We start from the raw sequence: 23,745 nt of genomic DNA, 5'->3' as shown, positions 1-23,745 counted from the left end.
CGGCAATGGAGGAGAACACGTGAGCGCCCATCCGGCCGGACCCCGGCACGCCGAGATCCCGCACGCCCCGAATCTGCCCGAGCGCCCCGCCGACCCGAAACAGCTCATCGAGCTGCCCGCGCATGTGTGGCCGCGTAACGCCACCCGCGGCGAGGACGGCGTGGTGCGGCTGGCCGGCATCCCGGTGACCGACCTCGCGGCCGAATTCGGCACACCGCTGTTCGTCATCGACGAGGACGATTTCCGTTCCCGCTGCCGCGATATGGTGCGCGCCTTCGGACCGAACGCCCGCGTGCACTACGCCTCCAAGGCCTTCCTGTGCGGTGAGATCGCGCGCTGGATTCGCGATGAGGGCCTGTCGCTGGACGTATGCTCCGGCGGCGAACTCGCGGTGGCACTCAACGGCGGATTCCCGGCCGAGCGAATCGCCTTGCACGGCAATAACAAATCCGTGCCCGAGCTGGAGGCCGCGGTATCGGCCGGTGTCGGGCACGTGGTGGTCGACTCGCTGATCGAGATCGAACGGCTCGAGGCCGTCGCCGGGCGCGCCGGTGTGGTGCAGGACGTGCTGGTCCGGGTCACCGTCGGGGTGGAAGCCCATACCCACGAATACATTTCGACCGCGCACGAGGACCAGAAGTTCGGGTTCTCCATCGCGGGCGGCGACGCCATGGAGGCGTTGGCCCGGGTCTTCGAGGCCGACAACCTGCGCCTGGTGGGCCTGCACAGCCATATCGGTTCGCAGATCTTCGAGATCGACGGTTTCGAGATCGCCGCGCGCCGCATGCTCGGCCTGCTGCGCGACGCCGTCGACAAGTTCGGCGCCGAACGCACCGCACAGATCGCCATCCTGGATCTCGGTGGCGGACTCGGCATCTCCTACCTGGAGGCGGACAATCCGCCGCCACTGGACGAATTCGCCGCCAACCTGCGCAAGCTCGTCGCTCAGGAAGCCGAGCGCGCGGGTCTGCCCGAGCCGATCATCGCCGTGGAACCCGGACGCGCGATCGCGGGACCCGGCACGGTCACCCTCTACGAGGTGGGCACCACCAAGGATGTCTCGCTCGATGGCGGACTGCGCCGCCGCTACGTCAGCGTCGACGGCGGGATGAGCGACAACATCCGGCCCGCGCTGTATCAGGCCGACTACGACTGCCGCCTGGTCTCGCGCGCCTCCGATGCCGCGCCCGTCGTCGCTCGGGTTGTCGGAAAGCATTGCGAGAGTGGCGATATCGTCATCAGGGACACCTGGATGCAGGCCGACGCCGGTCCGGGTGACCTGGTCGCGGTGGCCGCGACCGGTGCGTACTGCTACTCGATGTCGAGCCGGTACAACATGCTGACCAGGCCCGCGGTCGTCGCCGTGCGCGAGGGGCAGGCACGACTGCTGCTGCGCCGCGAAACCGTCGCCGATCTGATCGGTTTGGAAGTCTGATGCGCGACCTGATCCATGCCAGAAAGGAATCAGCATGACCGAGGCGACCGAGGGCGCGGCTGTGGCTGCGAAGAACGGCACCTGGGGCCCCGATCGTCCGATCGGGGTCGCGGTCCTCGGCATGGGCAATGTCGGGACCGAAGTGGTGCGCATCCTGCGTGAGCACACCGCCGATCTGGAATCGCGGGTCGGCGCGCCGGTGGTGCTTCGCGGGGTGGCGGTGCGCAGCACCGCGGGCCGCGGCATCCCCGATGAACTGCTCACCACCGACGCCGACGCGCTCGTCGCGCGCCCCGATGTCGATGTCGTGGTCGAGGTCATCGGTGGTATCGATCCGCCGCGCAGGCTGATCCTGGCCGCGCTCAACGCGGGCAAGTCCGTGGTGACCGCGAACAAGGCCCTGCTGGCCGATTACACCGGCGAACTCGCCGCCGCCGCCGAACGCAGCCGCGCCGACCTGTACTTCGAGGCCGCCGTGGCCGGTGCCATCCCGGTGGTGCGCCCGCTCATCCAGTCGCTGGCCGGTGACCGGGTCAACCGGGTGGTCGGCATCGTCAACGGCACCACCAACTTCATCCTCTCCGCGATGGACGAGACCGGCGCCGATTATCACGAGACGCTCGCCGAGGCGACCAGACTCGGCTACGCCGAGGCCGACCCGACCGCCGACGTCGAGGGCTACGACGCCGCCGCCAAGGCCGCGATCCTGGCCTCACTGGCCTTCCACACCCGGGTCACCGCCGCCGACGTCTACCGCGAGGGCATCTCCCGCATCACCTCCGAGGATCTGGAGACCGCCTCCGCGGTCGGCTGCACGGTGAAACTGCTCGCCATCTGCGAGCGGGTACCGGCGGGCCCCGGTGAGCCCGCTCCCGCCGACGGCGGTAAGGAGCGGGTCTCGGTCCGCGTCTACCCGGCGCTGATCCCGCGTGAGCATCCGCTGGCCGCGGTGAACGGAGCCTTCAACGCGGTGGTCGTCGAGGCCGAGAACGCGGGCAGGCTGATGTTCTACGGCCAGGGCGCGGGCGGCGCGCCGACCGCATCGGCCGTGCTCGGCGATCTGGTGATGGCGGCCCGCAACAAGTTCTACGGTGGCCGGGCGCCCGGTGAATCGGTTTATGCTGAGCTGCCGATCGCGCCGATCGGCGATACACCCACGCGCTACCACGTGAACTTGCAGGTCGCCGACCGTACGGGTGTGTTGCAGGCGGTGGCGGGCGAATTCGCCGAACACGGCGTGAGCATCTCGACCGTCCGCCAGGAAGGCCACGGTGAGGGCGCGCGCCTGGTCGTCGTCACCCACAACGCGACGGAGTCGGCGCTCGCGGATACTGTGTCCGCGCTGGCAGAACTGGATTCCGTCACCTCTGTGACCAGCGTTTTGAGATTGGAAGGCACCGAAGAATGACAACGGCATCGCGAAGCGATTCGGTGGGCGGCCGGGCGACGGGTGGGCATTCCACCGGTGCGGGTGTGGCTCCCCAGACCGGAGTGCACTCCCGGTGGCCGGGTCTGATCACGGCCTACCGCGATCGGCTCGCGGTCGGCGCCGACTGGGAACCGGTCACCCTGTTCGAGGGCGGCACCCCGCTGGTACCTGCACCGCATCTGTCCGAGCTGACCGGCTGCGAGGTGTACCTCAAGGTCGAGGGTCTGAACCCGACCGGTTCGTTCAAGGACCGCGGTATGACCATGGCCATCACCGATGCCAAGTACCGCGGCCAGAAGGCCGTGCTGTGCGCCTCCACCGGCAACACCTCGGCCTCCGCGGCGGCCTACGCCACCAGGGCGGGCATGAGCTGCGCGGTGCTGATCCCCGAGGGCAAGATCGCCATGGGCAAGCTGGCCCAGGCCGTCATGCTCGGTGCGAAGGTCATCCAGGTGCAGGGCAACTTCGACGACTGTCTCGAACTGGCCCGCAAGGTGACCTCGGAGTTCCCCGAGGTCGGCCTGGTCAACTCGGTGAACCCGGCCCGCATCGAGGGCCAGAAGACCGCGTCGTTCGAGATCTGCGATGTGCTGGGCAAGGCGCCCGATGTGCATGTGCTGCCGGTGGGCAATGCGGGCAACATCACCGCCTACTGGCGCGGTTACCGCGAGTACCACGCCGATGGCGTGACCACCTCGCTGCCGCGCATGCTCGGCGTGCAGGCCGCGGGCGCGGCCCCGCTGGTGAACGGCGCTCCGGTCAAGGATCCGGAGACCATCGCCACCGCGATCAGGATCGGCGCTCCGGCGTCCTGGAACAGCGCGGTCGAGGCCAAGGAGCAGTCCGGTGGCGCCTTCCGCGCGGCCACCGACGAGGAGATCCTCACGGCCTACCGGCTGGTCGCGGCGACCGAAGGCGTGTTCGTCGAACCCGCGTCGGCGGCCAGCGTCGCGGGCCTGCTCGCCGCGCGCGCCGAAGGCTGGCTCGATTCCGGTCTGACCGTCGTGTGCACCGTGACCGGTAACGGTTTGAAGGACCCCGACACCGCCCTGCTCGGGATGCCGCAGGTCCAGGCGATTGCGGTCGACCCGGTCGCGGTCGCCGCCGAACTCGAGCTGGCCTGAGTGACCGCGCGCGAGAGCCAGGTGATGACCAGGACGCTGCCCGCCGGTCTGACCGTGACCGCGCGGGTACCGGCGTCCAGCGCCAACCTCGGTCCCGGATTCGATTCGCTCGGTATGGCATTGGGCATCTACGACGAGATCGAGGTGCGCACCACCGACACCGGTCTCACCATCCGCGTCGAGGGTGAGGGCGCCGACGATGTGCCTTGGGGCCCTTCGCATCTGGTGGTCCGTGCGATCGAACGCGGACTGGAGTCGGCGGGGGTGTGGGCCGATGGTCTCGATGTGGTGTGCCGCAACGTGATTCCGCATTCGCGTGGTCTCGGGTCCTCGGCCTCGGCGGTGGTCGGTGGATTGGCCGCCGGATATGGTCTGGCTGCGAAGTTCGATCCGGAGCTGGCGATCGACACCGATCGGCTGGTGCAGCTGGCCTCGGAATTCGAAGGTCATCCCGACAATGCCGCCGCCAGTGTGCTCGGCGGCATCGTGGTGTCCTGGTCGGAGACCGACCGTCCCGCCGACGCCGGACTCGACGGCGCCCAGGTGGGCCACCACAACCGCGCCTATCGTGCGGTGCGGCTGAACCCGCATCCCGCGCTGCGTCCGGTGGTGCTGATCCCGGAGGATCGGTCCTCGACCATGCATACCCGCGGGCTGCTGCCCGAGGTGGTGCCGCACGGTGACGCGGCGTTCAACGTCAGCCGCGCCGCGCTGGCCGTCGTGGCCCTGACCGAGCGTCCCGATCTGCTCATGCCCGCCACCGCCGACCGCCTGCACCAGGCGCAGCGCGCGCCCGCGCTACCGCTGACCACCAGCTGGATCGCCCGGTTGCGGGCCGCGGGGATCGCCGCGATGGTCTCCGGCGCAGGCCCGACCGTGCTGGCTCTCACCACGGCGGAATTCCCCTCCGAGCTGCGTGAACTTGCCGTCGCGGAGGGTCTGCGAGTGGTCGAGCCCGGACTCGCCGAGGGCGTCGACGTCGTCTGACGGCGAGTCCACCTTGCCGAGCCTCACCGTTGCCAGCTATCCTGGGCTGGTCCGTACATCGTGCGCGTCAGACGCCGGTGCTTCATCAGGGCAATCGCTCCAGCAGGCTCCAGGCTCGAGCCTCCAGGCCATGGGGGTGTTGCGGAGCTGCGCAACTGGAATGATCTCTCCCACCTTTTTCATGATCGGTGGCGAAGCCTCCGACTCCGACGGAGCAGGCGATACGGCTACTACATCCGTGCCCGGCACAGCGACCGGACTGCGGAACGAACCCTCGACACAGCACACGGCCCATCGAGGGAAGGAAAGGATCTCCGTGACAGATACGGACCTGCTCGCGACACCCGGGGTGGATTCCAACCCGCAGCCCTCGGGAGACCGCGATAGTGACTCCGGACAGATTTCGAAGATGAGCGAACACACCGACGTCGCACGATCGGGGCTGACTGGAATGTTGTTGCCGCAGTTGCGCGCACTCGCGGGGGAGCTCGGTATCCGAGGGACCTCCGGTATGCGTAAGGGCGATCTGATCGCCGCCATCAAGGAAAATCAGGCCGGAAAAGCGGCGCCCGCGGATAAGCCGGCGCGTGGATCGGCCAAGTCCGCCACCAAGACCGAGGCGAAGAGCGCCGCCGCGGAGGCCGCACCGGCCCGCGCCGAGCAGTCGGCTCTCGATGTCGCGCCCGCGCCCGCCGTCGCGGAATCGGCCGCGCCCGCCAAGGACGCTCAGGCCGCCACGGCCCCGGCCGAACAGGCTCCGGCCGGTGACGCCGCCAAGGACGCGCGCGCCAAAGACCAGACTTCCAAGAAGAATTCCGCCACCGACACCGCCGAGAACACCGACGAGTCGGGCCGCGAGCAGGGCCAGCGTGGTCGCGGCAGGCAGCGTCGTGGTCGTGATCAGGCTCGTGGCGGCGCCGGAGGCGGCGATACCGCCACCGAGGCACGGACCGAGGAGTCCAAGCCGGAAGGCGCCAAGCCGGAGGGCGACGGCGGCGAACGTCGTCGTGATCGTGGCCAGCAGCAGTCGGGTCAGTCCGGCGACCGTGGTCAGAACGCCGGTGGTCGCGACGGTAACCGTGGTGGCGACAATCGTGGGGGCGACAATCGCGGCGGCGATGACGAGGAAGGCGGTCGCGGTAGGCGCGGACGCCGGTTCCGCGAGCGTCGGCGCAGCCGCGACCGTGACGGTGGCGGCGGCGAATCGCGTGAGCTCGAGATCCGCGAGGACGACGTTCTCCAGCCCGTCGCCGGTATTCTCGATGTGCTCGACAACTACGCGTTCGTGCGCACCTCCGGCTACCTGGCCGGGCCGAACGACGTCTACGTCTCGATGAACCTGGTCCGCAAGAACGGTCTGCGCCGCGGTGACGCGATCACCGGTGCGGTGCGCGCCCCGCGCGACGGTGAGCAGTCGAATCAGCGGCAGAAGTTCGATCCGCTGGTCCGTCTGGACACCGTCAACGGCGGTGACGTCGAGGCGGCCAAGCGCCGTCCCGATTTCAACAAGCTGACCCCGCTCTACCCGAACCAGCGGCTGCGCCTGGAAACTCAGCAGAACAAGCTGACCACCAGGGTGATCGACCTGATCATGCCGATCGGTAAGGGCCAGCGCGCGCTGATCGTGTCCCCGCCCAAGGCCGGTAAGACCACGATCATGCAGGACATCGCCAACGCGATCGCGGTCAACAACCCCGAGTGCTATCTGATGGTCGTGCTGGTCGACGAGCGGCCCGAAGAGGTCACCGATATGCAGCGTTCGGTCAAGGGTGAGGTCATCGCCTCCACCTTCGACCGGCCGCCCGCCGACCACACCTCGGTCGCCGAGTTGGCGATCGAGCGGGCCAAGCGTCTGGTCGAGATGGGCAAGGACGTCGTCGTGCTGCTCGACTCGATCACCCGGCTCGGGCGCGCGTACAACAACTCGTCCCCGGCTTCGGGTCGAATCCTTTCCGGTGGTGTGGATTCCACCGCGCTGTACCCGCCCAAGCGGTTCCTCGGCGCGGCCCGCAACATCGAGAACGGCGGCTCGCTGACGATCATCGCCACCGCCATGGTGGAGACCGGTTCGACCGGTGACACGGTGATCTTCGAGGAGTTCAAGGGCACCGGTAACGCCGAACTCAAACTGGACCGCAAGATCGCGGAACGGCGAGTGTTCCCCGCGGTGGACGTCGCGCCGTCCGGTACCCGTAAGGACGAACTACTGCTGAGCCCCGACGAGGCCGCGGTGCTGCACAAACTGCGTCGCGTACTGTCCGGTCTGGACTCGCATCAGGCGATCGACCTGCTCATCGATCGTCTGAAGAAGAGCAAGAACAACCTGGAGTTCCTCATGCAGGTCTCCAAGACCGCGCCCGGTGCGCTCGACGAGTGATGCGCCGATCCGCCGCGCGGCGGTGAGCACGGTCTCGAGGGCTCCACTCCGGTGGGGCCCTCGAGCCGTTTCGGTGGCCGTCGTGCGTGCGTGACGCGATGGCCGGACAGGAGCGGGGGAGAAGAAGGCGATGCCGATCACGGCGGCTCCGGTGATCAGGAATGCGAAGATCAGCGCGGCGCCGCCGAACGAGGTGTGCCGTGCCGTCGCGGTCAGCGCGGTATCGGTGGCCGATGCGTGTTGTCGCTGTGGATCGACGGGATAGGCCGGTGGATTCTCGATCTCGGTGACGAATCCCGATTCCGCTGTCCGGTCCGGGCTCGCCGAGGGCGGAGAGTCCATCCCACCCGGCGCGGCGAACCATCCCGCCACGACAGCCACGATCAGTGCGACCAGCACCGCGAGGGCCACACGGTTGTTCATTCGGCTGTTCAAAGGATTCTCCTTTCCATGTCTCGGCACGCCGACGTGCATCGGATTCCAACACTATGAACGGAGCTGTTCGTATTCTTGAGTAGCCGACTACCCGACTTCAGGGTTCCTCGAGTGCGGCCCATCCGCTTCCCCCCAGTTCCTTGGGCGATAGCAAAGGGGGATTACTCGCGGTGGGAACATCGCGCGGTCCGGGGGCGTTTGATCGACGTAGCGGCGACTCTGGCATACTGGATCGCCGTGCGTCCGCGCTGTTCGCGGACAATCCCGCCTAGTCGGCTCCGGTTCACGTTCGACGCTTCCCGCGCGAGCGACCCGGCGGCCAATATCGAGAGGACACCCATGAAGGCAGGAATCCACCCGACCTACGTCGACACCACCGTCGTCTGCGGTTGCGGCAATACCTTCCAGACCCGGTCCACCAAGGAATCCGGTCACATCACCGTCGAGGTCTGCTCGCAGTGCCACCCGTTCTACACCGGCAAGCAGAAGATCCTGGACACCGGCGGCCGCGTGGCCCGCTTCGAGGCCCGCTACGGCAAGCGCGCCGCGAAGAACGCCGAATCGAAGTAGCTTCCCCGCCGACGCCCGGTCCTGCACAGCAGGCCGGGCGTCTGTGTTTGATTTGCGGCGCCTGCGGCGCCGCGTGTTCGCGGCCCCTGGATGTCTCGCGTGTGCGCTACCGCTGATTGCCTTCGGCTTGCGCAGCGGCAGCGCACACGCGAGACGGGCCGCGAACGGGCTCCTCGGGGTCGCCCCTTCGCAGCGGTCTGTCGGTGGGCGGGGTCGCTGGCCTTATGACGGGCCGAAGCATCATGCAATAGCTCATGAGTAGGAGTGCTACCGATGGCCGACCATACGGCCCCGTCCGCGATCGACGACATCCTGGCCGAGTACGCGGGCTTGGAAACCCAGCTCGCCGATCCGGCGCTGCACAACGACGCAGGCGCCGCCCGCCGGGTCGGTAAGCGCTTCGCCGAACTCGCGCCCGTCATGTCCACCTACCGGAAGCTGAGCGGTGCCCGCGAGGACCTCGCCGCCGCCCGCGAACTCGCCGCCGACGATGCGGCCTTCGCCGCCGAGGTTCCCGAACTGGAGCAGCAGGTGGGCGAGCTGGAGCAGGCGCTGGCCGATCTGCTGGCCCCGCGCGATCCACACGACGGCGACGATGTGGTGCTCGAGGTGAAATCCGGCGAGGGCGGTGAGGAATCCGCACTGTTCGCCGCCGATCTGGCCCGCATGTACGTGCGCTATGCCGAACGGCACGGCTGGAAGGTCGAGATCCTCGACGCCACCTACTCCGACCTGGGCGGATACAAGGAAGCCACGCTGTCGATCAAGAGTCGCGACGCCGCCCGCGACGGTGTGTGGTCCCGATTCAAGTTCGAGGGCGGCGTGCACCGGGTGCAGCGGGTGCCGGTGACCGAATCGCAGGGCCGGGTGCACACCTCGGCGGCGGGCGTGCTGATCTATCCAGAACCCGACGAGGTGGAGCAGGTGCAGATCGATGAGACCGATCTGCGCATCGACGTCTACCGCTCCTCCGGTAAGGGCGGTCAGGGCGTCAACACCACCGACTCCGCCGTCCGCATCACCCACCTGCCCTCCGGCATCGTGGTGACCTGCCAGAACGAGCGCTCCCAGCTCCAGAACAAGGCACGTGCCATGCAGGTGCTGGCCGCACGGTTGCAGGCGCTGGCCGAAGAGCAGGCCGAGCAGGAGGCCGCGGCGGGCCGGGCCAGCCAGATCCGCACGGTCGACCGTTCCGAGCGGATCCGCACCTACAACTTCCCCGAGAACCGCATCGCCGATCACCGCATCGGCTTCAAGGCACACAACCTCGACGCGGTGCTCGACGGCGATATGGACGCATTGCTCGACGCGCTCGGCAAGGCCGACCGTGACGCCCGCATGGCCGCGGAGTGATACGCGTTTGCCGTACCGCATGAGCGGCCATCGGGCAGAGTCGACGATATGACTCGCGCACCGTTGCGGCCCGCGCTGCTCGCGGCCGTCGAAACTCTCCAGGCGGCGGGCGTACCGAGCCCACGGGCCGACGCCGAACAGCTCGCCGCCCATGTGCTCGGGGTGCAGCGTTCCCGTCTGCTGCTCGCGCCGCTGCTCACCCCGGAGCAGCTGGCCGAGCTGCGCGACCTGGTCGATCGACGGGCGCAGCGAATTCCCTTGCAGCACTTGATCGGGCGCGCGGCCATGGGGCGGATCGAACTGGAGGTCGGGCCCGGGGTCTTCATCCCGCGGCCGGAAACCGAACTGGTGTTCGCGTGGGCGCTGGCGCATCTGGAGGCGGTGCCCCACGATCACACACCGGTCGTGGTGGATCTGTGCACCGGTTCCGGCGCGCTGGCCCTCGCCATCGCGCACGCGCGGCCCGACGCCGAGGTGCACGCGGTCGAACTCGATCCGGCGGCGCTGGCCTGGGCCAGGCGCAATGCCGACCAGCGCATCGCCGCCGGTGATACCCCGATCACCCTGTACGCCGACGATGCCACCGATCCAGGGCTGCTCACCGCACTCGACGGCCGGGTCGACATCGTGGTGTCCAACCCGCCCTACATCCCCTCCGGCGCCGTGCTCGACCCCGAGGTCGCCGATCACGATCCGCACCGGGCCCTCTTCGGCGGTCCGGACGGGCTCGACGTCATCCGCGGACTCGTTCCCGTCGTCACCCGCCTGCTGCGGTCCGGCGGTGGCGTGGCCATCGAACACGACGACACCAACGGCTCGGCGCTCGCCGCCCTGCTCACCGAGACCGGTGCCTTCACCGGCATCGCCGAACACCCCGATCTGGCGGGCAAGCCGCGCTTCGTCGCGGCGGTCCGCGGCTGACCCGCCTGCCGTGCCGCCGAGCAGCCATGACGGGTACCGTGCCGCGGCCCGGTTTGCCCGTGGTGCGTGGCGAATTCGAGTTCGAGCCGGGGGCCGACGTGGCCGCCGTACCCGCGTGACAGGATGGTGGCCGTGAGTACCGTCTACGACTGCGCGGATCCCGACTCGCGCACCGCCGGACTGTCCGCCGCGACCAGTGCCCTGAAATCCGGGCGGCTCGTCGTCATGCCCACCGATACGGTCTACGGCATAGCCGCCGACGCGTTCGACGGCCAGGCGGTGGCCGAGCTGCTCGCCGCCAAGCGGCGCGGGCGCGATATGCCGGTACCCGTGCTCGTCGGTTCCTGGCACACCATCGACGGCCTGGTGTTCTCGGTGCGTCCGCAGGCACGCGAACTGATCAGAGCGTTCTGGCCGGGTGGCCTGAGTCTGGTTGTGCAGCAAGCGCCTTCGCTGGCCTGGGATCTCGGCGACACCCGTGGCACGGTCATGTTGCGGATGCCGCTGCACCCGGTTGCGCTGGAACTGCTGCGCGCGGTCGGTCCGCTGGCGGTGTCGAGCGCCAATGTCTCCGGGCAGCCGCCCGCCACCACCGCCGAGCAGGCGCGCGCTCAGTTGGGTGAGCACGTCGGGGTGTATCTCGACGGTGGCCCCGCCGAACACGCCACCGCCTCCACCATCGTCGACCTGACCGCCGATCAGCCGCGCATTCTGCGCGAGGGCGCGGTGGCGATCACCGATATCGCCGATGTGCTCGGCATGGCTCCCGAAGCCCTGACCGGGCCGTCCGCCCGGTGACCGAATGGCTGATCGGATGAGCGGGCGGTATCGCGAGTGATCGCGGTTCACGCGTTGGGTAGTTCCGGTGCCGTCGTTCCGCTGCGTGAGCTACTGCTCGTGCTGCTGGTCTCCACGGTGGTGACCTTCCTGGCCACCGGCGGTATCAGAGTGCTGGCCATCGGCTTCGGCGCCGTCGCGGTCCCACGCGAGCGCGATGTGCACGTCAAGCCGATCCCGCGGATGGGCGGGGTCGGCATGTACCTCGGTGTGGTGGCCGCGGTGCTGTTCGCCCATCAGCTGCCCGCCCTGCGTCGCGGATTCGACTATCGGCCCGATATCACCGCCGTGCTGGTCGCGGCGACGATCATCGTCGCGGTCGGCATCGTCGACGACCGCTGGGGCCTGGACGCGCTCACCAAGTTCTCCGGTCAGGTCACCGCCGCCGGGGTGATGGCGGTGATGGGCCTGAGCTGGTACGTCGTCTACAACCCGTTCAACAACGAGACCGTCGTGCTGGACGGATTGCAGAGCGCGCTGGTGACGGTCGCGGTCGCGGTGACATTGATCAACGCGATGAACTTCGTCGACGGCCTGGACGGACTCGCCGCGGGCCTCGGCCTGATCTCCTCCATCGCGGTGTTCGCCTTCTCGGTGGGGCTGCTCACCGAACAGGGCGGTTCGGTCGACACCTACCCGCCCGCCATGCTCGCCGCCGCGCTGGCGGGTGCCTGCCTCGGTTTCCTGCCGCACAACTTCTCGCCCGCCCGGATCTTCATGGGCGATTCCGGTTCCATGCTGATCGGCCTGGTGCTTGCGGCGGTATCGACCAGCGCCTCCGGCCGCATCCCGCTCACGGGATACGGACCGCGCGATATCGTCGGTCTGCTGTCGCCGCTGCTGCTGGTCGGCGCGGTGATGTTCATTCCGGTGCTCGATCTGCTGCTCGCCATCGTGCGCCGGGTGCGGGCCGGGGTCAGCTTCTCCACGCCGGACAAGATGCATCTGCATCATCGGCTGCTCCAGATCGGCCATTCGCAGCGGCGCGTCGTGCTGCTGATCTATTTGTGGGTCGGTGTGCTGGCCTTCGGCGCTGTGGGCACCTCGCTGATGGACCGGCGCGTCGTCGTGTTGCTGATGGCGGGCGGACTGGTCTTCGCCCTGGTCGCGACGGCGGTTCCCGGCCTGCGTCGGGAGCGTGCGGCGGCCGCTGAACAGGCCGAACATCCCGGCGATCCGCAGGAGCCCGCCGGATGAGCTGATCGGCGCCGGATACCGGCACGGGTAGAGTGCGGCTCGTGAGTTCGACACCGACATCAGACCCCGGCCCCGACGCCCCGCTCCGCGCCGCGCTGCGCTACGGCCTGGTCGGGCTCGTGGTGCTGACCGTGCTCGCGGTCGCGATCGGCGGTGCGGTCTCCGGTGCGGCGGGCGTCTGGGGCGCGCTGCTCGGCGCGGCCATCGGCGGTGGTTTCATCCTGACCACCGCCGCTGTGGTGCTCTTCGGCGCGAAACTGCCGCCGACCACGGCGGGACTGGTGATGCTCGTCAGCTGGGCGGGCAAATTGCTCGTCGCCATGGTGGTCATCGCGATCTTGAACCAGTTCGACTTCTACGACCGGGTCGTACTGTTCCTCACCGTCATCGGCGCCCTGGTCATCGTGCTCGGCGCGGAGACGTACGGCGTTCTGCGACAGAAGGTTCCGTATGTCACAGTGCCTGATCGCGAGGCCGATCCAGGTACCGATCGGTAACAAATCGCACCCAGCTACACGCTGTCGTAGATAACTTGGTAAAGTCTTGGTAAGCAAGCCACCATCGGGGAGGTCGACACGATCCCGCCAGGTGCCGCTATGCTACTGCCGTGCCGGGCTCCGCAGAGTTCCGGTTCTGCATGTCGACGATGTCGCCGACACACGTACAGACGCCCGAGCGGGTATGCCGCGCAGCTGCTGACGAACTTCGAGCCGACTTGAGTCGACCCACATTGATCGTCAATGTCCGATCGAACCGCGGGAACGAGAAGAACCCGCGGCCCGAACACGGGAGAGAACGCTGAGCGTCACCACTTTGGCCGCGGAATTTCACGCGCCATCGCTAACCGACTTTTTCCCTCCGGCGGTGCTGTTCGAGGGAACGCCGTTCGAACTCGATCGCTTGATGCTCATTCGCATCCTGATGACGGCAGTTCTGATCGGCCTCATGGCGCTGGCCTTCCGCTCGCCGCGGATCGTTCCGCGTGGCTTGCAGAACGTCGCCGAGATCGGCTTGGTCTTCGTCAAGGAGCAGATCTGCGAAGAGATTCTCGGCAAGGAAACCGGGCGTAAGTTCTTCCCGCTCATCGCGACGATCTTCTTCACCGTTCTATTCCTGAATTTCTCCAGCATCGTGCCGTTCTTGAATATCTCCTCGAACGCGCGGATCGGTATGCCACTGGTGCTGGCCGCGATCGCCTACATCGCGTTCAACTACGTCGGCATCAAGAAGTACGGCTTCTGGAAGTACATGCGTAGCAGCATCGTGGTGCCGAATGTGCCGCCCGCGCTGCATGTGCTGCTGATTCCGATCGAATTCGTCTCGACCTTCATCCTGCGTCCGTTCACGCTGACCGTCCGACTCATGGCCAACATGCTCGCCGGTCACATCATGCTGGTGCTGTTCTTCAGCTCCACCTGGTTCTTCCTGTTCGACGCGACCGCCTGGATGAAGGTGTTCTCGCCGTTCTCGCTGCTGGCGGGAATCGGGTTCACGATGTTCGAGATGTTGGTCATCTTCTTGCAGGCCTATGTGTTTGCACTGCTGACCGCCGTGTACATCGGCCTGGCCGAGCACGCAGATTCCCACTGACCGCACTGAATAATCACTGGAGACCTGCTACACCGCGCCGACCGGCGGGTGAGCAACAGAAAGGGAAAGAAGACTCATGAGCCTCTCGTACCTGGCCCAGGAAGCTGCCAACGAGTCGACGCTGAAGGGCCTCGGCGCCGTCGGCTACGGCCTGGCCGCCATCGGCCCGGGCATCGGCGTCGGCATCGTCGTCGGTAAGGCGATCGAGGGTATCGCCCGCCAGCCCGAGTTGCAGGGCACCATCCGTACCAACATGTTCCTCGGTATCGCCTTCACCGAGGCGCTGGCCCTGATCGGCCTCGTCGCCGGCTTCATCTTCTGATTCCGATGTACAACATCTCTGTACTCGCAGCGGAGGGCGGAGAGGATGTGAATCCTCTCATCCCCGAAACGTACGACATCGTCTGGTCGATCGTCTGTGTCGCGGTCATCGCGGCGCTGTTCTACAAGTTCGTCGTTCCGCGCCTGACCAAGGTGCTCGACGAACGTAGCGAAAAGATCGAAGGCGGTATCGCCAAGGCCGAGGCCGCGCAGGAAGAGGCTCAGCTCACGCTGCAGCAGTACCAGCAGCAGCTGGCCGACGCGCGTCTCGAAGCCGCGCGCATCCGTGAGGACGCGCGCACCCAGGGCCAGCAGATCCTCGCGCAGATGCGCACGGAGGCCCAGGCCGAGAGCGACCGGATCGTGGCCGCGGGCCACGCCCAGCTGGAGGCCCAGCGCCAGCAGATCCTCACCGAACTGCGCTCCGAGGTCGGCCGTACCGCGGTCGATCTGGCCGAGAAGGTCATCGGGCAGTCGGTTTCGGACGAGGCCAAGCAGGCGGCGTCGATCGAGAAGTTCCTCAGTGAACTCGACGACACCGACGCCGGCATCGGGGTCGGAAGGTAGCGACACGAAAGTGAGAAGCATGTACGCAGCGAGCCGCGAGGCCAGCTCCCGTTCGCGGGAAGCGCTTCGGGCCGCTCTGACCGGAAGCGACAGTGTTGCCGCGACGACGGGTTCGGAACTGTTCGCCGTCGTCGCCGTGCTGGATGACCAGCGTTCGCTGCGTGTTGCGCTCGCGGACGTGTCGGTGCCCGGTTCGGCACGCGCCGAACTGAGCGAGCGGGTCTTCGGCGGAAAGGTCAGTGCCGCCACCCTTGCGGTGCTGACCACCGCGGTGGCCCAGGACTGGTCCCGCACCGCCGATCTGGTCGACACCCTGGTGTTGCTCGGCCAGGAGGCGCTGCTGGAGTCGGCCGCCGACAGCGGTCGGCTCGACGCGGTCGAGGACGAGCTGTTCCGGCTCGGCCGGATCGTCGCCGACAACCCCGACCTGGAGCAGGCACTGTCGGATCGCGCGAAGCCGTCATCGGCGCGGCGTGAACTGATCGCCCGTCTGCTGACCGGTAAGGCCGAGCCCATCACCGTCACCCTCGCGGAGCAGGCGGTGACCAGGCAGAAGACCGGCATCGGCGTGGCCTTCGACGAGTTGTCCGACCTGGCAGCGTCGCGGCGCGACCAGATCGTCGCGCACGTGCGGGCCGCGATTGCCCTGACAGCGCCCCAGCGGGAGCGGCTCGCCGCCTCGCTCCAGCGCATCTACGGCAAGCCGGTCACGGTGCACGTGCAGGTCGACGCGAGTCTGCTGAGCGGCCTCGTCGTGCGCGTCGGTGACGACGTGATCGACGGCAGCGCCGTGGGCCGACTGGAGCGGCTGCGCCGCGAACTGGCGTAACCCGCCAAAACCCGACATTCGAGACCAGACAGCGAGAGCAGGAAGAACATGGCGGAGCTGACGATCTCCTCCGACGAGATCCGTAGCGCGATCGAGAGCTACACCCAGAGCTACACCCCCGAGACCTCCATCGAAGAAGTCGGTGTGGTCACCGATACCAGCGACGGCATCGCGCACGTCTCCGGCCTGCCCTCGGCAATGGCCAACGAGCTGCTCGAGTTCCCGGGCGGCGTGCTCGGCGTGGCGCTGAACCTCGAGGACCGCGAGATCGGTGCGGTCATCCTCGGCGAGTTCGCCGAGATCGAAGAGGGCCAGCAGGTCCGCCGCACCGGCGATGTGCTGTCGGTCCCGGTCGGCGACAAATTCCTCGGTCGCGTGGTCAACCCGCTCGGCCAGCCGATCGACGGCCTCGGCGAGATCGAGGCCGACGAACGCCGTGTGCTCGAACTCCAGGCCGCGACCGTGCTGGAGCGCCAGCCGGTCGAGGAGCCGATGGCCACCGGTATCACCGCCATCGACGCCCTGACCGCGATCGGCCGTGGCCAGCGCCAGCTGGTCATCGGTGACCGCAAGACCGGTAAGACCGCGGTCTGCATCGACGCGATCCTGAACCAGAAGGCGAACTGGGAGTCGGGCGACCCCACCAAGCAGATGCGCTGCATCTACGTCGCCATCGGTCAGAAGGGTTCCACCATCGCGGGCGTGAAGTCCGCGCTGGAGGAGCACGGCGCGATGGAGTACACCACCATCGTCGCGGCCCCGGCCTCCGACTCCGCCGGCTTCAAGTGGCTGGCCCCCTACACCGGCTCGGCCATCGGCCAGCACTGGATGTACCAGGGCAAGCACGTCCTGATCGTGTTCGACGATCTGACCAAGCAGGCCGAGGCCTACCGCGCCATCTCGCTGCTGCTGCGTCGTCCGCCGGGCCGCGAGGCCTACCCCGGTGACGTCTTCTACCTGCACTCCCGTCTGCTGGAGCGTTGCGCGAAGCTGTCCGACGAGATGGGCGCTGGCTCGATGACCGGTCTGCCGATCATCGAGACCAAGGCCAACGACGTCTCGGCGTTCATCCCGACCAACGTCATCTCCATCACCGACGGCCAGGTCTTCCTCGAGTCCGACCTGTTCAACAAGGGTGTCCGTCCGGCGATCAACGTCGGTACCTCGGTCTCCCGTGTCGGTGGTGCCGCCCAGACCAAGGCCATGAAGAAGGTCGCCGGTTCGCTGCGTCTGGAAATGGCGCAGTACCGCGAGCTGGAGGCGTTCTCCGCCTTCGCCTCCGATCTGGATGCCGCCTCGCTCGCTCAGCTGGAGCGCGGCGCACGCTGGGTCGAGCTGCTCAAGCAGGACCAGTACTCGCCGGTCGCCGTCGAGGATCAGATCGTCTCGATCTTCCTGGTCGACGGTGGCTACTTCGACTCGGTTCCGGTCGGTGACATCCGCCGGTTCAACGCCGAACTGATCGAGGACCTGCACCGCAACGTCCCCGAGGCGTTCGCCGCGCTCGAGGGTGGTGCCAAGCCGCTCGCCGGTGAGACCGCCGATGCGATCACGGCCGCGACCGAGAACTTCAAGCAGGGCTTCCTGGCTTCCGACGGCAGCCGCGTCGTGAACGAGGCGGCCGCCGGCGAACTGGACCACGAAGAAGTCGAGTCGCTGTCGGTCACCCGCAAGCACATCGAGAAGTAAGCCGGCGACCTGTGATGCGTAATACGATCCGTGGCGGGAGCCGCAGGCAGGGGCGTGTTCAAACGTCGGCTGTGTGCGACAGCCGCTCCGCGCAGCTCCCCGCGTACGCGGGGATGAGCCAGATGGGAGGGTGAACCGTGGCAAGCTTGCGTGAATTGCGCTCCCGCATTCGTGGTGTGAATTCGATCAAGAAGATCACCAAGGCCCAGGAGCTGATCGCGACCTCGCGAATCTCCAAGGCTCAGGCCAGGGTCGCCGCCGCCAAGCCGTACGCCGAGGAGATCACCAAGGTCCTCGGCGAGCTGGCGAGCGCGTCGAAGAACCTGTCGCATCCGCTGCTGACCGAGCGTGCGAACGCGCGCCGGGCGGCCGTGCTGGTGATCACCAGTGACAGCGGCATGTGCGGTGGTTACAACTCCAATGTGCTCAAGCGGGCCGAGGAGCTGATGACCACCCTGCGTGATCAGGGCAAGGAACCGGCGCTCTACGTCATGGGCAACAAAGGCCTGACGTACTACACCTTCCGTAGCCGTCCGTATGTGTCCGCGTGGACCGGTTTCTCGCAGCAGCCGAAGTACACCGATGCCTCGGCGGCCTGCCGCCACCTGGTGGATTCCTTCATGGTGGGTTCCGACGGCGAGGTGCCGAACCCGAACGGCACCGGCGATATCGCCGGCGTCGACGAGTTGCACATCGTGTACACCCGGTTCGTGTCGATGCTCACGCAGACTCCCGAGGTTCGGCGTCTGGCGCCGATCCAGGTGAGTTTCGTCGACGAGAACTTCGACATGGGCGTGGATTCGCTCAGCGATTCGGCCACGGCCGATCCGCAGGCTCAGTACGAGTTCGAGCCCGACGCCGATGTACTGCTGGCAGCGCTGCTGCCGAAGTACATCAACACGCGAATCTACTCATCGTTGCTCGAGGCAGCGGCATCCGAGTCCGCGGCTCGGCGCACCGCAATGAAGGCGGCCACCGATAACGCCAACGAGCTCGCCAGCGTGCTTCAGCGCGAGGCGAACTCGGTGCGTCAGGCCCAGATCACGCAGGAAATCAGCGAAATCGTCGGCGGCGTCAACGCGCTGGCGTCTAGCTCGGACCGCGACTAGAAGCGCAGGAAGAGAACCAACCAAAATGACCGCAGCTGTCACTCAAGACAACGCGAGCAAGGCAGACGCCGCCGCTGGCCGCGTCGTCCGTGTCATCGGCCCCGTCGTGGACGTCGAGTTCCCGCGTGGCGCCATCCCCGAGCTGTTCAACGCTCTGCACGCCGAGATCAAGCTCCCGTCGGTGGCCAAGACCCTGACCCTCGAGGTCGCCCAGCACCTCGGTGACAACATCGTGCGCACCATCTCGATGCAGCCCACCGACGGCCTGGTCCGCGGCGCCACCGTCACCGACACCGGCAAGCCGATCTCGGTGCCCGTCGGTGATGTCGTCAAGGGCCACGTGTTCAACGCCCTCGGCGACTGCCTGGACAGCCCGGGCCTCGGCCGCGACGGCGAGAACTGGGGCATCCACCGCAAGCCGCCGAGCTTCGACCAGCTCGAGGGCAAGACCGAGATCCTCGAGACCGGCGTCAAGGTGCTCGACCTGCTGACCCCGTACGTGAAGGGCGGCAAGATCGGTCTGTTCGGTGGTGCCGGTGTCGGCAAGACCGTGCTGATCCAGGAGATGATCACCCGTATCGCGCGTGAGTTCTCCGGTACCTCGGTGTTCGCCGGTGTCGGTGAGCGCACCCGTGAGGGCACCGATCTGCGCCTGGAAATGGAAGAGATGGGCGTCCTCCAGGACACCGCCCTCGTCTTCGGCCAGATGGACGAGCCGCCCGGCACGCGTATGCGCGTCGCGCTCTCGGCCCTGACCATGGCCGAGTACTTCCGCGATGTGCAGCACCAGGACGTGCTGCTGTTCATCGACAACATCTTCCGGTTCACCCAGGCCGGTTCCGAGGTCTCGACCCTGCTGGGTCGTATGCCTTCGGCCGTGGGTTACCAGCCGACGCTGGCCGATGAGATGGGTGAACTCCAGGAGCGCATCACCTCGACCCGTGGTCGCTCGATCACCTCGCTCCAGGCGATCTACGTCCCCGCCGACGACTACACCGACCCGGCGCCGGCGACCACCTTCGCCCACCTGGATGCGACGACCGAGCTTTCCCGCCCGATCTCGCAGAAGGGTATCTACCCGGCCGTCGACCCGCTGACCTCGACTTCTCGTATCCTCGAGGCTTCGATCGTCGGCGAGCGGCACTTCGCCGTGGCCAACGAGGTCAAGCGGATCCTCCAGAAGTACAAGGAACTCCAGGACATCATCGCCATCCTCGGTATGGACGAGCTCTCCGAAGAGGACAAGGTCCTCGTCGGCCGTGCCCGTCGTCTGGAGAAGTTCCTCGGCCAGAACTTCATCGTCGCGGAGAAGTTCACCGGTCAGCCGGGTTCGGTGGTTCCGCTGGAGCAGACCATCGACGACTTCGACCGCGTCTGCAAGGGCGAGTTCGACCACTTCCCGGAGCAGGCGTTCAACTCCTGCGGTGGTCTCGACGACGTCGAGGCGGCCGCCAAGAAGATCGCCGGAAAGTAGTCACCGATGGCCGATATGTCAGTTGATCTCGTCGCCGTCGAACGGCTGCTCTGGTCCGGCCGGGCGTCGTTCGTCAGCGCGCAGACCACAGAGGGCCAGATCGGCATCATGGCAGGCCATGAGCCGCTGCTGGGCCAGCTGGTCGAAGGCGGAACGGTGACCATCGTCGATGCCGACGGTCAGCGGATCGTCGCGGCGGTGCACGGCGGATTCTTCTCGGTCACCGGCGACACGGTTCGGGTACTGGCCGAGTCTGCCGAGTTCGCCGGCGAGGTCGATATCGAGGCAGCCCGCAAGGTGCTCGCCGAGGGTACGGCCTCCGAGGAAGAACAGCGCGTGGCGCAGGGCCGGGTGCGCGCGGTCGAGCAGAACACCCACGCCTGAGGTTCGTCCGCGCGGGCAGCGTCCAAGCGGCACAACACAATCGAACACGACACTGCCGGTGGCGATCTCGCCACCGGCAGTGTCGTTTTTGTCGCGGCGTTCAGCGGCCGTGCGATCCGGCCGGTACGTTCTCCGACAAGCCCGGCCCATTTGTAAACTCGAGTCCGTGATTGAATAGCCGGATTCGGTCGACGGGGTGGGGTTCGATCGAGATGGCGAACGAAGGGATGGACGGCATTGCAGACCGGGATGGTTCTTCTGATCATTCTGGTATGTCTGCTGGTCGCCCTCGCCCTGGCTTCCACCTATCGACTGGTGATGTTGCGTCGCGGCGGCACGGCCGCGATTCTGCGGGTGCTTCCGGCCCGCGGTGGTGAACGCTGGCGGCACGGATTGATCCGGTACGACGAGGACCGACTCGTCTTCTACAAATTGTCGAGCCTCAAACTCGGACCGGATTCGGTGATTCACCGGCGCGGTATCGAGGTCGGTGAGCGGCGCGGCCCGCGCGGTGACGAATACGACATCATGACCGACGAGATCGCGGTGATCGCGGTGTCGGACAACCATGGCAGCTTCGAGTTGGCGTTGGATCGCGGCTCGCTGGCTGCCTTTTTGTCATGGGTGGAATCCCGGCCGTCCGATCGGGCCCGCAGGCTGCGCGGCCACTGACAGTGGGCGTCGGTAAGGACGCCAGCGTTTAAGGTGGTCGTGTGAGCGTGCATCTGACCCGGATCTACACCCGGACCGGGGACGACGGGACCACCGGGCTGAGCGATTTCTCCCGCGTGGCCAAAACCAATCCGCGTTTGATCGCCTACGCCGATTGCGATGAGGCCAACGCCGCGATCGGCGTCGCTCTCGCGGTGGGTGATCCCGCGCCGCGGATCCACGAGGTCCTGCGTCAGGTGCAGAACGATCTGTTCGATGCGGGCGCGGATCTGTCGACGCCGATCGTCGAGGCGCCGAAGTATCCGCCGCTGCGCATCACCCAGTTCTATATCGACCGGCTGGAAGCCTGGTGCGACGAGTTCAACGCCGAGCTCGCCCCACTGAACTCGTTCATCCTCCCGGGCGGCACGCCCCTGGCCGCGCAACTGCATGTGGCCCGCACCGTGGCGCGTCGCGCCGAGCGTTCGGCCTGGGCCGCGGTCGAAGCCCATCCCGACGACACCGGTACGCTGCCCGCTCGGTACCTGAATCGGCTGTCGGACCTGCTGTTCATTCTCGGCCGGGTGGCCAATCCCGGTGGCGACGTCCTGTGGCGGCCCGGTGGGGGTGCCGAGCCCGCGGCCCGCGACGAGTAGTTCGCCGGTTCAGCGCTCGGTGTCCGATCGCCGGGAGCCGGTAGAGCATTATCCTTGCACTCAGTGGTGCGCCGAAGACGCGGAGAGGCGGCATGGAACGTTTTCTGGTAACTGGCGGGAATCGGCTCGTCGGTGAGGTCGCGGTCGGAGGCGCCAAGAACAGCGTCCTCAAGTTGATGGCCGCGGCCCTGCTGGCGGAGGGCACCACGACCATCACCAACTGCCCGGACATCCTCGATGTGCCGCTGATGGCGGATGTGCTGCGCGGCCTCGGCTGCGATGTGGTGATCGAGGGCTCCGTGGTCAGCATCGATACGCCTGCCGAACCCAAGTACCACGCCGACTTCCCCGCGGTGACCCAGTTCCGCGCCTCGGTCTGTGTGCTCGGTCCGCTGATGGCGCGCTGTAAACGTGCGGTGGTCGCCCTGCCAGGTGGCGACGCCATCGGTTCCCGGCCCCTCGATATGCATCAGGCCGGTCTGCGCCTGCTCGGCGCGACCAGCGAGATCGAGCACGGTTGTGTGGTGGCCCGCGCCGACGAGTTGCAGGGTGCCCGGATCCGGCTCGACTTCCCGTCTGTCGGCGCCACCGAGAACATCCTCATGGCCGCGGTGCTGGCCGAGGGGGAGACGGTGATCGACAATGCCGCGCGTGAGCCCGACATCGTCGACCTGTGCAACATGCTGGTCCAGATGGGCGCGCGGATCAGTGGCGCGGGTACCTCGGTGCTGACCATCGAAGGTGTCGAACGGCTCTCGCCGACCACTCACCGTGTGATCGGCGATCGCATCGTCGCGGCCACCTGGGGCATCGCCGCCGCGATGACCATGGGTGATGTCCGGGTGACCGGCATCAATCCCAAGCATCTGTCGCTGGTTCTGGACAAGCTGCGTTCGGCCGGCGCCCGTATCTCGTTCGAACCCGATGGCTTCCGCGTGGTGCAGCCCGATCGTCCGCGCGCGGTGAACTTCTCCACCCTGCCGTTCCCCGGTTTCCCCACCGATCTGCAACCGATGGCGATCGGGCTCGCGGCGATCTCCGATGGCACCTCGATGATCACCGAGAACATCTTCGAGGCGCGGTTCCGTTTCGTGGAAGAGATGATCCGGCTCGGCGCCGACGCCCGGACCGATGGTCATCACGCGGTGGTACGTGGGATTCCGCGGTTGTCGAGTGCGCCGGTGTGGTCTTCCGACATTCGGGCGGGTGCGGGTCTGGTGCTGGCCGGTCTGGTCGCCGACGGCACGACCGAAGTGCACGACGTCTTCCATATCGACCGCGGCTACCCGGACTTCGTCGAGCAGTTGCAGGCGCTCGGCGGTCAGGTGCGGCGGGTCGGCGTGACCGAATGACCGCCCCCGGATCGCCGGTACGGCAGGGGGAGCGGGTAAGCGCTTCGAAAGCGACGCCGAAAACCCTTCCTGACCAGGCGATTTGACATTGCAAATGTAGCCACGTAACTTTATCCAAGTCAGAGCGACACGGACACCGACCCGGGGCCCAGGAGCTGAGCGGAAACGCTGAGCGAGAGGCCAGGGAAACGAGGTAGTACGAGGAGCGCCTGACGATCACACTAGCTGGACCAAGAGCCCGATTTGCCTCGGATCTTCGGCCGGGCTAAGCTGTAAAAGTTGCCTCACCGATCAACCAGGTTAAATCTGGCGCGATGGTGTGTGCGTGTGTTCTTTGAGAACTCAATAGTGTGTCGATGAATGTCAGTGCCAAATATTATTTGGTTCCGGCCCTTGCATACCCCCCGGTTGTGGGGTCGGACATTTTGTCAGCAAATCTTTTTGCTGGCGTTTTGTTT

At 67.0% G+C, this 23,745-nt stretch carries 22 protein-coding genes; all 22 read left to right on the top strand.

The genetic code is table 11. From position 1 onward, the window contains the following. The first annotated feature begins 19 nt into the window (after positions 1-19). The 22 genes from lysA (at position 20) to murA (ending at position 23,287) form a co-directional block, all read left to right on the top strand. A complete protein-coding gene (lysA, locus tag QH168_RS17800) occupies positions 20-1,435 on the top strand; it encodes a diaminopimelate decarboxylase (RefSeq protein WP_280235807.1) in 1,416 nt (471 codons plus the stop codon). Positions 1,436-1,469: 34 nt separating this feature from the next. Next, the gene (locus tag QH168_RS17795; protein WP_280235805.1) at positions 1,470-2,843 is read left to right on the top strand and encodes a homoserine dehydrogenase; all 1,374 of its coding nucleotides are present in this window, start codon (positions 1,470-1,472) and stop codon (positions 2,841-2,843) included. 83 nt (positions 2,844-2,926) lie between these two features. Continuing rightward, on the top strand, positions 2,927-3,988 hold the full coding sequence (thrC, locus tag QH168_RS17790) for a threonine synthase (RefSeq protein ID WP_280235829.1): 1,062 nt from the start codon (positions 2,927-2,929) through the stop codon (positions 3,986-3,988). A 24-nt stretch (positions 3,989-4,012) separates the two neighbouring features. After that, the gene (gene thrB / locus QH168_RS17785) at positions 4,013-4,975 is read left to right on the top strand and encodes a homoserine kinase (RefSeq protein ID WP_280235828.1); all 963 of its coding nucleotides are present in this window, start codon (positions 4,013-4,015) and stop codon (positions 4,973-4,975) included. Between the two features lie 316 nt (positions 4,976-5,291). After that, positions 5,292-7,352 carry a transcription termination factor Rho gene (gene rho / locus QH168_RS17780; RefSeq protein WP_432421126.1) on the top strand — a complete coding sequence of 687 codons (2,061 nt, stop codon included), beginning with the start codon at positions 5,292-5,294 and terminating at the stop codon, positions 7,350-7,352. 774 nt (positions 7,353-8,126) lie between these two features. Further along, entirely contained in the window at positions 8,127-8,357 is a 231-nt protein-coding gene (rpmE, locus tag QH168_RS17775; RefSeq protein ID WP_163826033.1) for a 50S ribosomal protein L31, read from the top strand. A 273-nt stretch (positions 8,358-8,630) separates the two neighbouring features. Continuing rightward, positions 8,631-9,710 carry a peptide chain release factor 1 gene (gene prfA, locus QH168_RS17770; protein ID WP_280235803.1) on the top strand — a complete coding sequence of 360 codons (1,080 nt, stop codon included), beginning with the start codon at positions 8,631-8,633 and terminating at the stop codon, positions 9,708-9,710. A gap of 48 nt (positions 9,711-9,758) precedes the next feature. Next, positions 9,759-10,631, top strand: coding sequence for a peptide chain release factor N(5)-glutamine methyltransferase (gene prmC / locus QH168_RS17765; RefSeq protein WP_280235802.1), 873 nt, complete (start codon positions 9,759-9,761; stop codon positions 10,629-10,631). A gap of 132 nt (positions 10,632-10,763) precedes the next feature. Continuing rightward, positions 10,764-11,429 (top strand): L-threonylcarbamoyladenylate synthase, encoded by a 666-nt coding sequence (locus tag QH168_RS17760; protein ID WP_280235801.1) that lies wholly within the window; start codon positions 10,764-10,766, stop codon positions 11,427-11,429. A gap of 36 nt (positions 11,430-11,465) precedes the next feature. Further along, complete coding sequence (locus QH168_RS17755; protein WP_280235800.1) at positions 11,466-12,665, top strand: MraY family glycosyltransferase; 1,200 nt, start codon at positions 11,466-11,468, stop codon at positions 12,663-12,665. A 32-nt stretch (positions 12,666-12,697) separates the two neighbouring features. Continuing rightward, entirely contained in the window at positions 12,698-13,162 is a 465-nt protein-coding gene (locus QH168_RS17750; RefSeq protein ID WP_280235799.1) for a hypothetical protein, read from the top strand. Between the two features lie 367 nt (positions 13,163-13,529). Further along, positions 13,530-14,255, top strand: coding sequence for a F0F1 ATP synthase subunit A (gene atpB, locus QH168_RS17745; RefSeq protein ID WP_280235827.1), 726 nt, complete (start codon positions 13,530-13,532; stop codon positions 14,253-14,255). 76 nt (positions 14,256-14,331) lie between these two features. Continuing rightward, positions 14,332-14,577, top strand: a complete 246-nt coding sequence (locus tag QH168_RS17740; protein ID WP_011207590.1) for an ATP synthase F0 subunit C — start codon at positions 14,332-14,334, stop codon at positions 14,575-14,577. A 5-nt stretch (positions 14,578-14,582) separates the two neighbouring features. Beyond that, on the top strand, positions 14,583-15,143 hold the full coding sequence (locus QH168_RS17735) for a F0F1 ATP synthase subunit B (RefSeq protein ID WP_280235798.1): 561 nt from the start codon (positions 14,583-14,585) through the stop codon (positions 15,141-15,143). A gap of 19 nt (positions 15,144-15,162) precedes the next feature. After that, a complete protein-coding gene (locus tag QH168_RS17730; protein ID WP_280235797.1) occupies positions 15,163-15,972 on the top strand; it encodes a F0F1 ATP synthase subunit delta in 810 nt (269 codons plus the stop codon). Positions 15,973-16,020: 48 nt separating this feature from the next. Beyond that, positions 16,021-17,661 (top strand): F0F1 ATP synthase subunit alpha, encoded by a 1,641-nt coding sequence (atpA, locus tag QH168_RS17725; protein WP_280235796.1) that lies wholly within the window; start codon positions 16,021-16,023, stop codon positions 17,659-17,661. 137 nt (positions 17,662-17,798) lie between these two features. Further along, on the top strand, positions 17,799-18,770 hold the full coding sequence (locus QH168_RS17720) for a F0F1 ATP synthase subunit gamma (RefSeq protein WP_280235795.1): 972 nt from the start codon (positions 17,799-17,801) through the stop codon (positions 18,768-18,770). A 25-nt stretch (positions 18,771-18,795) separates the two neighbouring features. Next, positions 18,796-20,244, top strand: coding sequence for a F0F1 ATP synthase subunit beta (gene atpD / locus QH168_RS17715; RefSeq protein ID WP_280235794.1), 1,449 nt, complete (start codon positions 18,796-18,798; stop codon positions 20,242-20,244). A gap of 6 nt (positions 20,245-20,250) precedes the next feature. Next, positions 20,251-20,628 carry a F0F1 ATP synthase subunit epsilon gene (locus QH168_RS17710; RefSeq protein WP_280235793.1) on the top strand — a complete coding sequence of 126 codons (378 nt, stop codon included), beginning with the start codon at positions 20,251-20,253 and terminating at the stop codon, positions 20,626-20,628. Between the two features lie 249 nt (positions 20,629-20,877). Continuing rightward, positions 20,878-21,300: a DUF2550 domain-containing protein gene (locus tag QH168_RS17705; RefSeq protein ID WP_280235792.1), complete on the top strand. Its 423-nt coding sequence runs from the start codon at positions 20,878-20,880 to the stop codon at positions 21,298-21,300. A 41-nt stretch (positions 21,301-21,341) separates the two neighbouring features. Further along, a complete protein-coding gene (locus QH168_RS17700) occupies positions 21,342-21,935 on the top strand; it encodes a cob(I)yrinic acid a,c-diamide adenosyltransferase (RefSeq protein ID WP_280235791.1) in 594 nt (197 codons plus the stop codon). A 92-nt stretch (positions 21,936-22,027) separates the two neighbouring features. Then, entirely contained in the window at positions 22,028-23,287 is a 1,260-nt protein-coding gene (murA, locus tag QH168_RS17695) for a UDP-N-acetylglucosamine 1-carboxyvinyltransferase (RefSeq protein WP_280235790.1), read from the top strand. Positions 23,288-23,745 lie beyond the last annotated feature (458 nt).

Origin of the sequence: Nocardia cyriacigeorgica (assembly GCF_029868385.1) — a bacterium.
Taxonomy (GTDB): Bacteria; Actinomycetota; Actinomycetes; order Mycobacteriales; family Mycobacteriaceae; genus Nocardia; species Nocardia cyriacigeorgica_F.
Note: the sequence above shows the minus strand (reverse complement) of the source record. Positions and strands in the feature narration are given on the sequence as shown.

Bases quoted from the DNA above. Each gene is read 5' to 3' on its own strand.
- QH168_RS17795 (WP_280235805.1), top strand. From the start codon at position 1,470: ATGACCGAGGCGACCGAGGGCGCGGCTGTGGCTGCGAAGAACGGCACC.
- thrB (WP_280235828.1), top strand. From the start codon at position 4,013: ATGACCAGGACGCTGCCCGCCGGTCTGACCGTGACCGCGCGGGTACCG.
- rpmE (WP_163826033.1), top strand. From the start codon at position 8,127: ATGAAGGCAGGAATCCACCCGACCTACGTCGACACCACCGTCGTCTGC.
- prfA (WP_280235803.1), top strand. From the start codon at position 8,631: ATGGCCGACCATACGGCCCCGTCCGCGATCGACGACATCCTGGCCGAG.
- prmC (WP_280235802.1), top strand. From the start codon at position 9,759: ATGACTCGCGCACCGTTGCGGCCCGCGCTGCTCGCGGCCGTCGAAACT.
- QH168_RS17740 (WP_011207590.1), top strand. From the start codon at position 14,332: ATGAGCCTCTCGTACCTGGCCCAGGAAGCTGCCAACGAGTCGACGCTG.
- QH168_RS17735 (WP_280235798.1), top strand. From the start codon at position 14,583: ATGTACAACATCTCTGTACTCGCAGCGGAGGGCGGAGAGGATGTGAAT.
- QH168_RS17730 (WP_280235797.1), top strand. From the start codon at position 15,163: ATGTACGCAGCGAGCCGCGAGGCCAGCTCCCGTTCGCGGGAAGCGCTT.
- atpA (WP_280235796.1), top strand. From the start codon at position 16,021: ATGGCGGAGCTGACGATCTCCTCCGACGAGATCCGTAGCGCGATCGAG.
- atpD (WP_280235794.1), top strand. From the start codon at position 18,796: ATGACCGCAGCTGTCACTCAAGACAACGCGAGCAAGGCAGACGCCGCC.
- QH168_RS17710 (WP_280235793.1), top strand. From the start codon at position 20,251: ATGGCCGATATGTCAGTTGATCTCGTCGCCGTCGAACGGCTGCTCTGG.
- QH168_RS17705 (WP_280235792.1), top strand. From the start codon at position 20,878: ATGGTTCTTCTGATCATTCTGGTATGTCTGCTGGTCGCCCTCGCCCTG.
- murA (WP_280235790.1), top strand. From the start codon at position 22,028: ATGGAACGTTTTCTGGTAACTGGCGGGAATCGGCTCGTCGGTGAGGTC.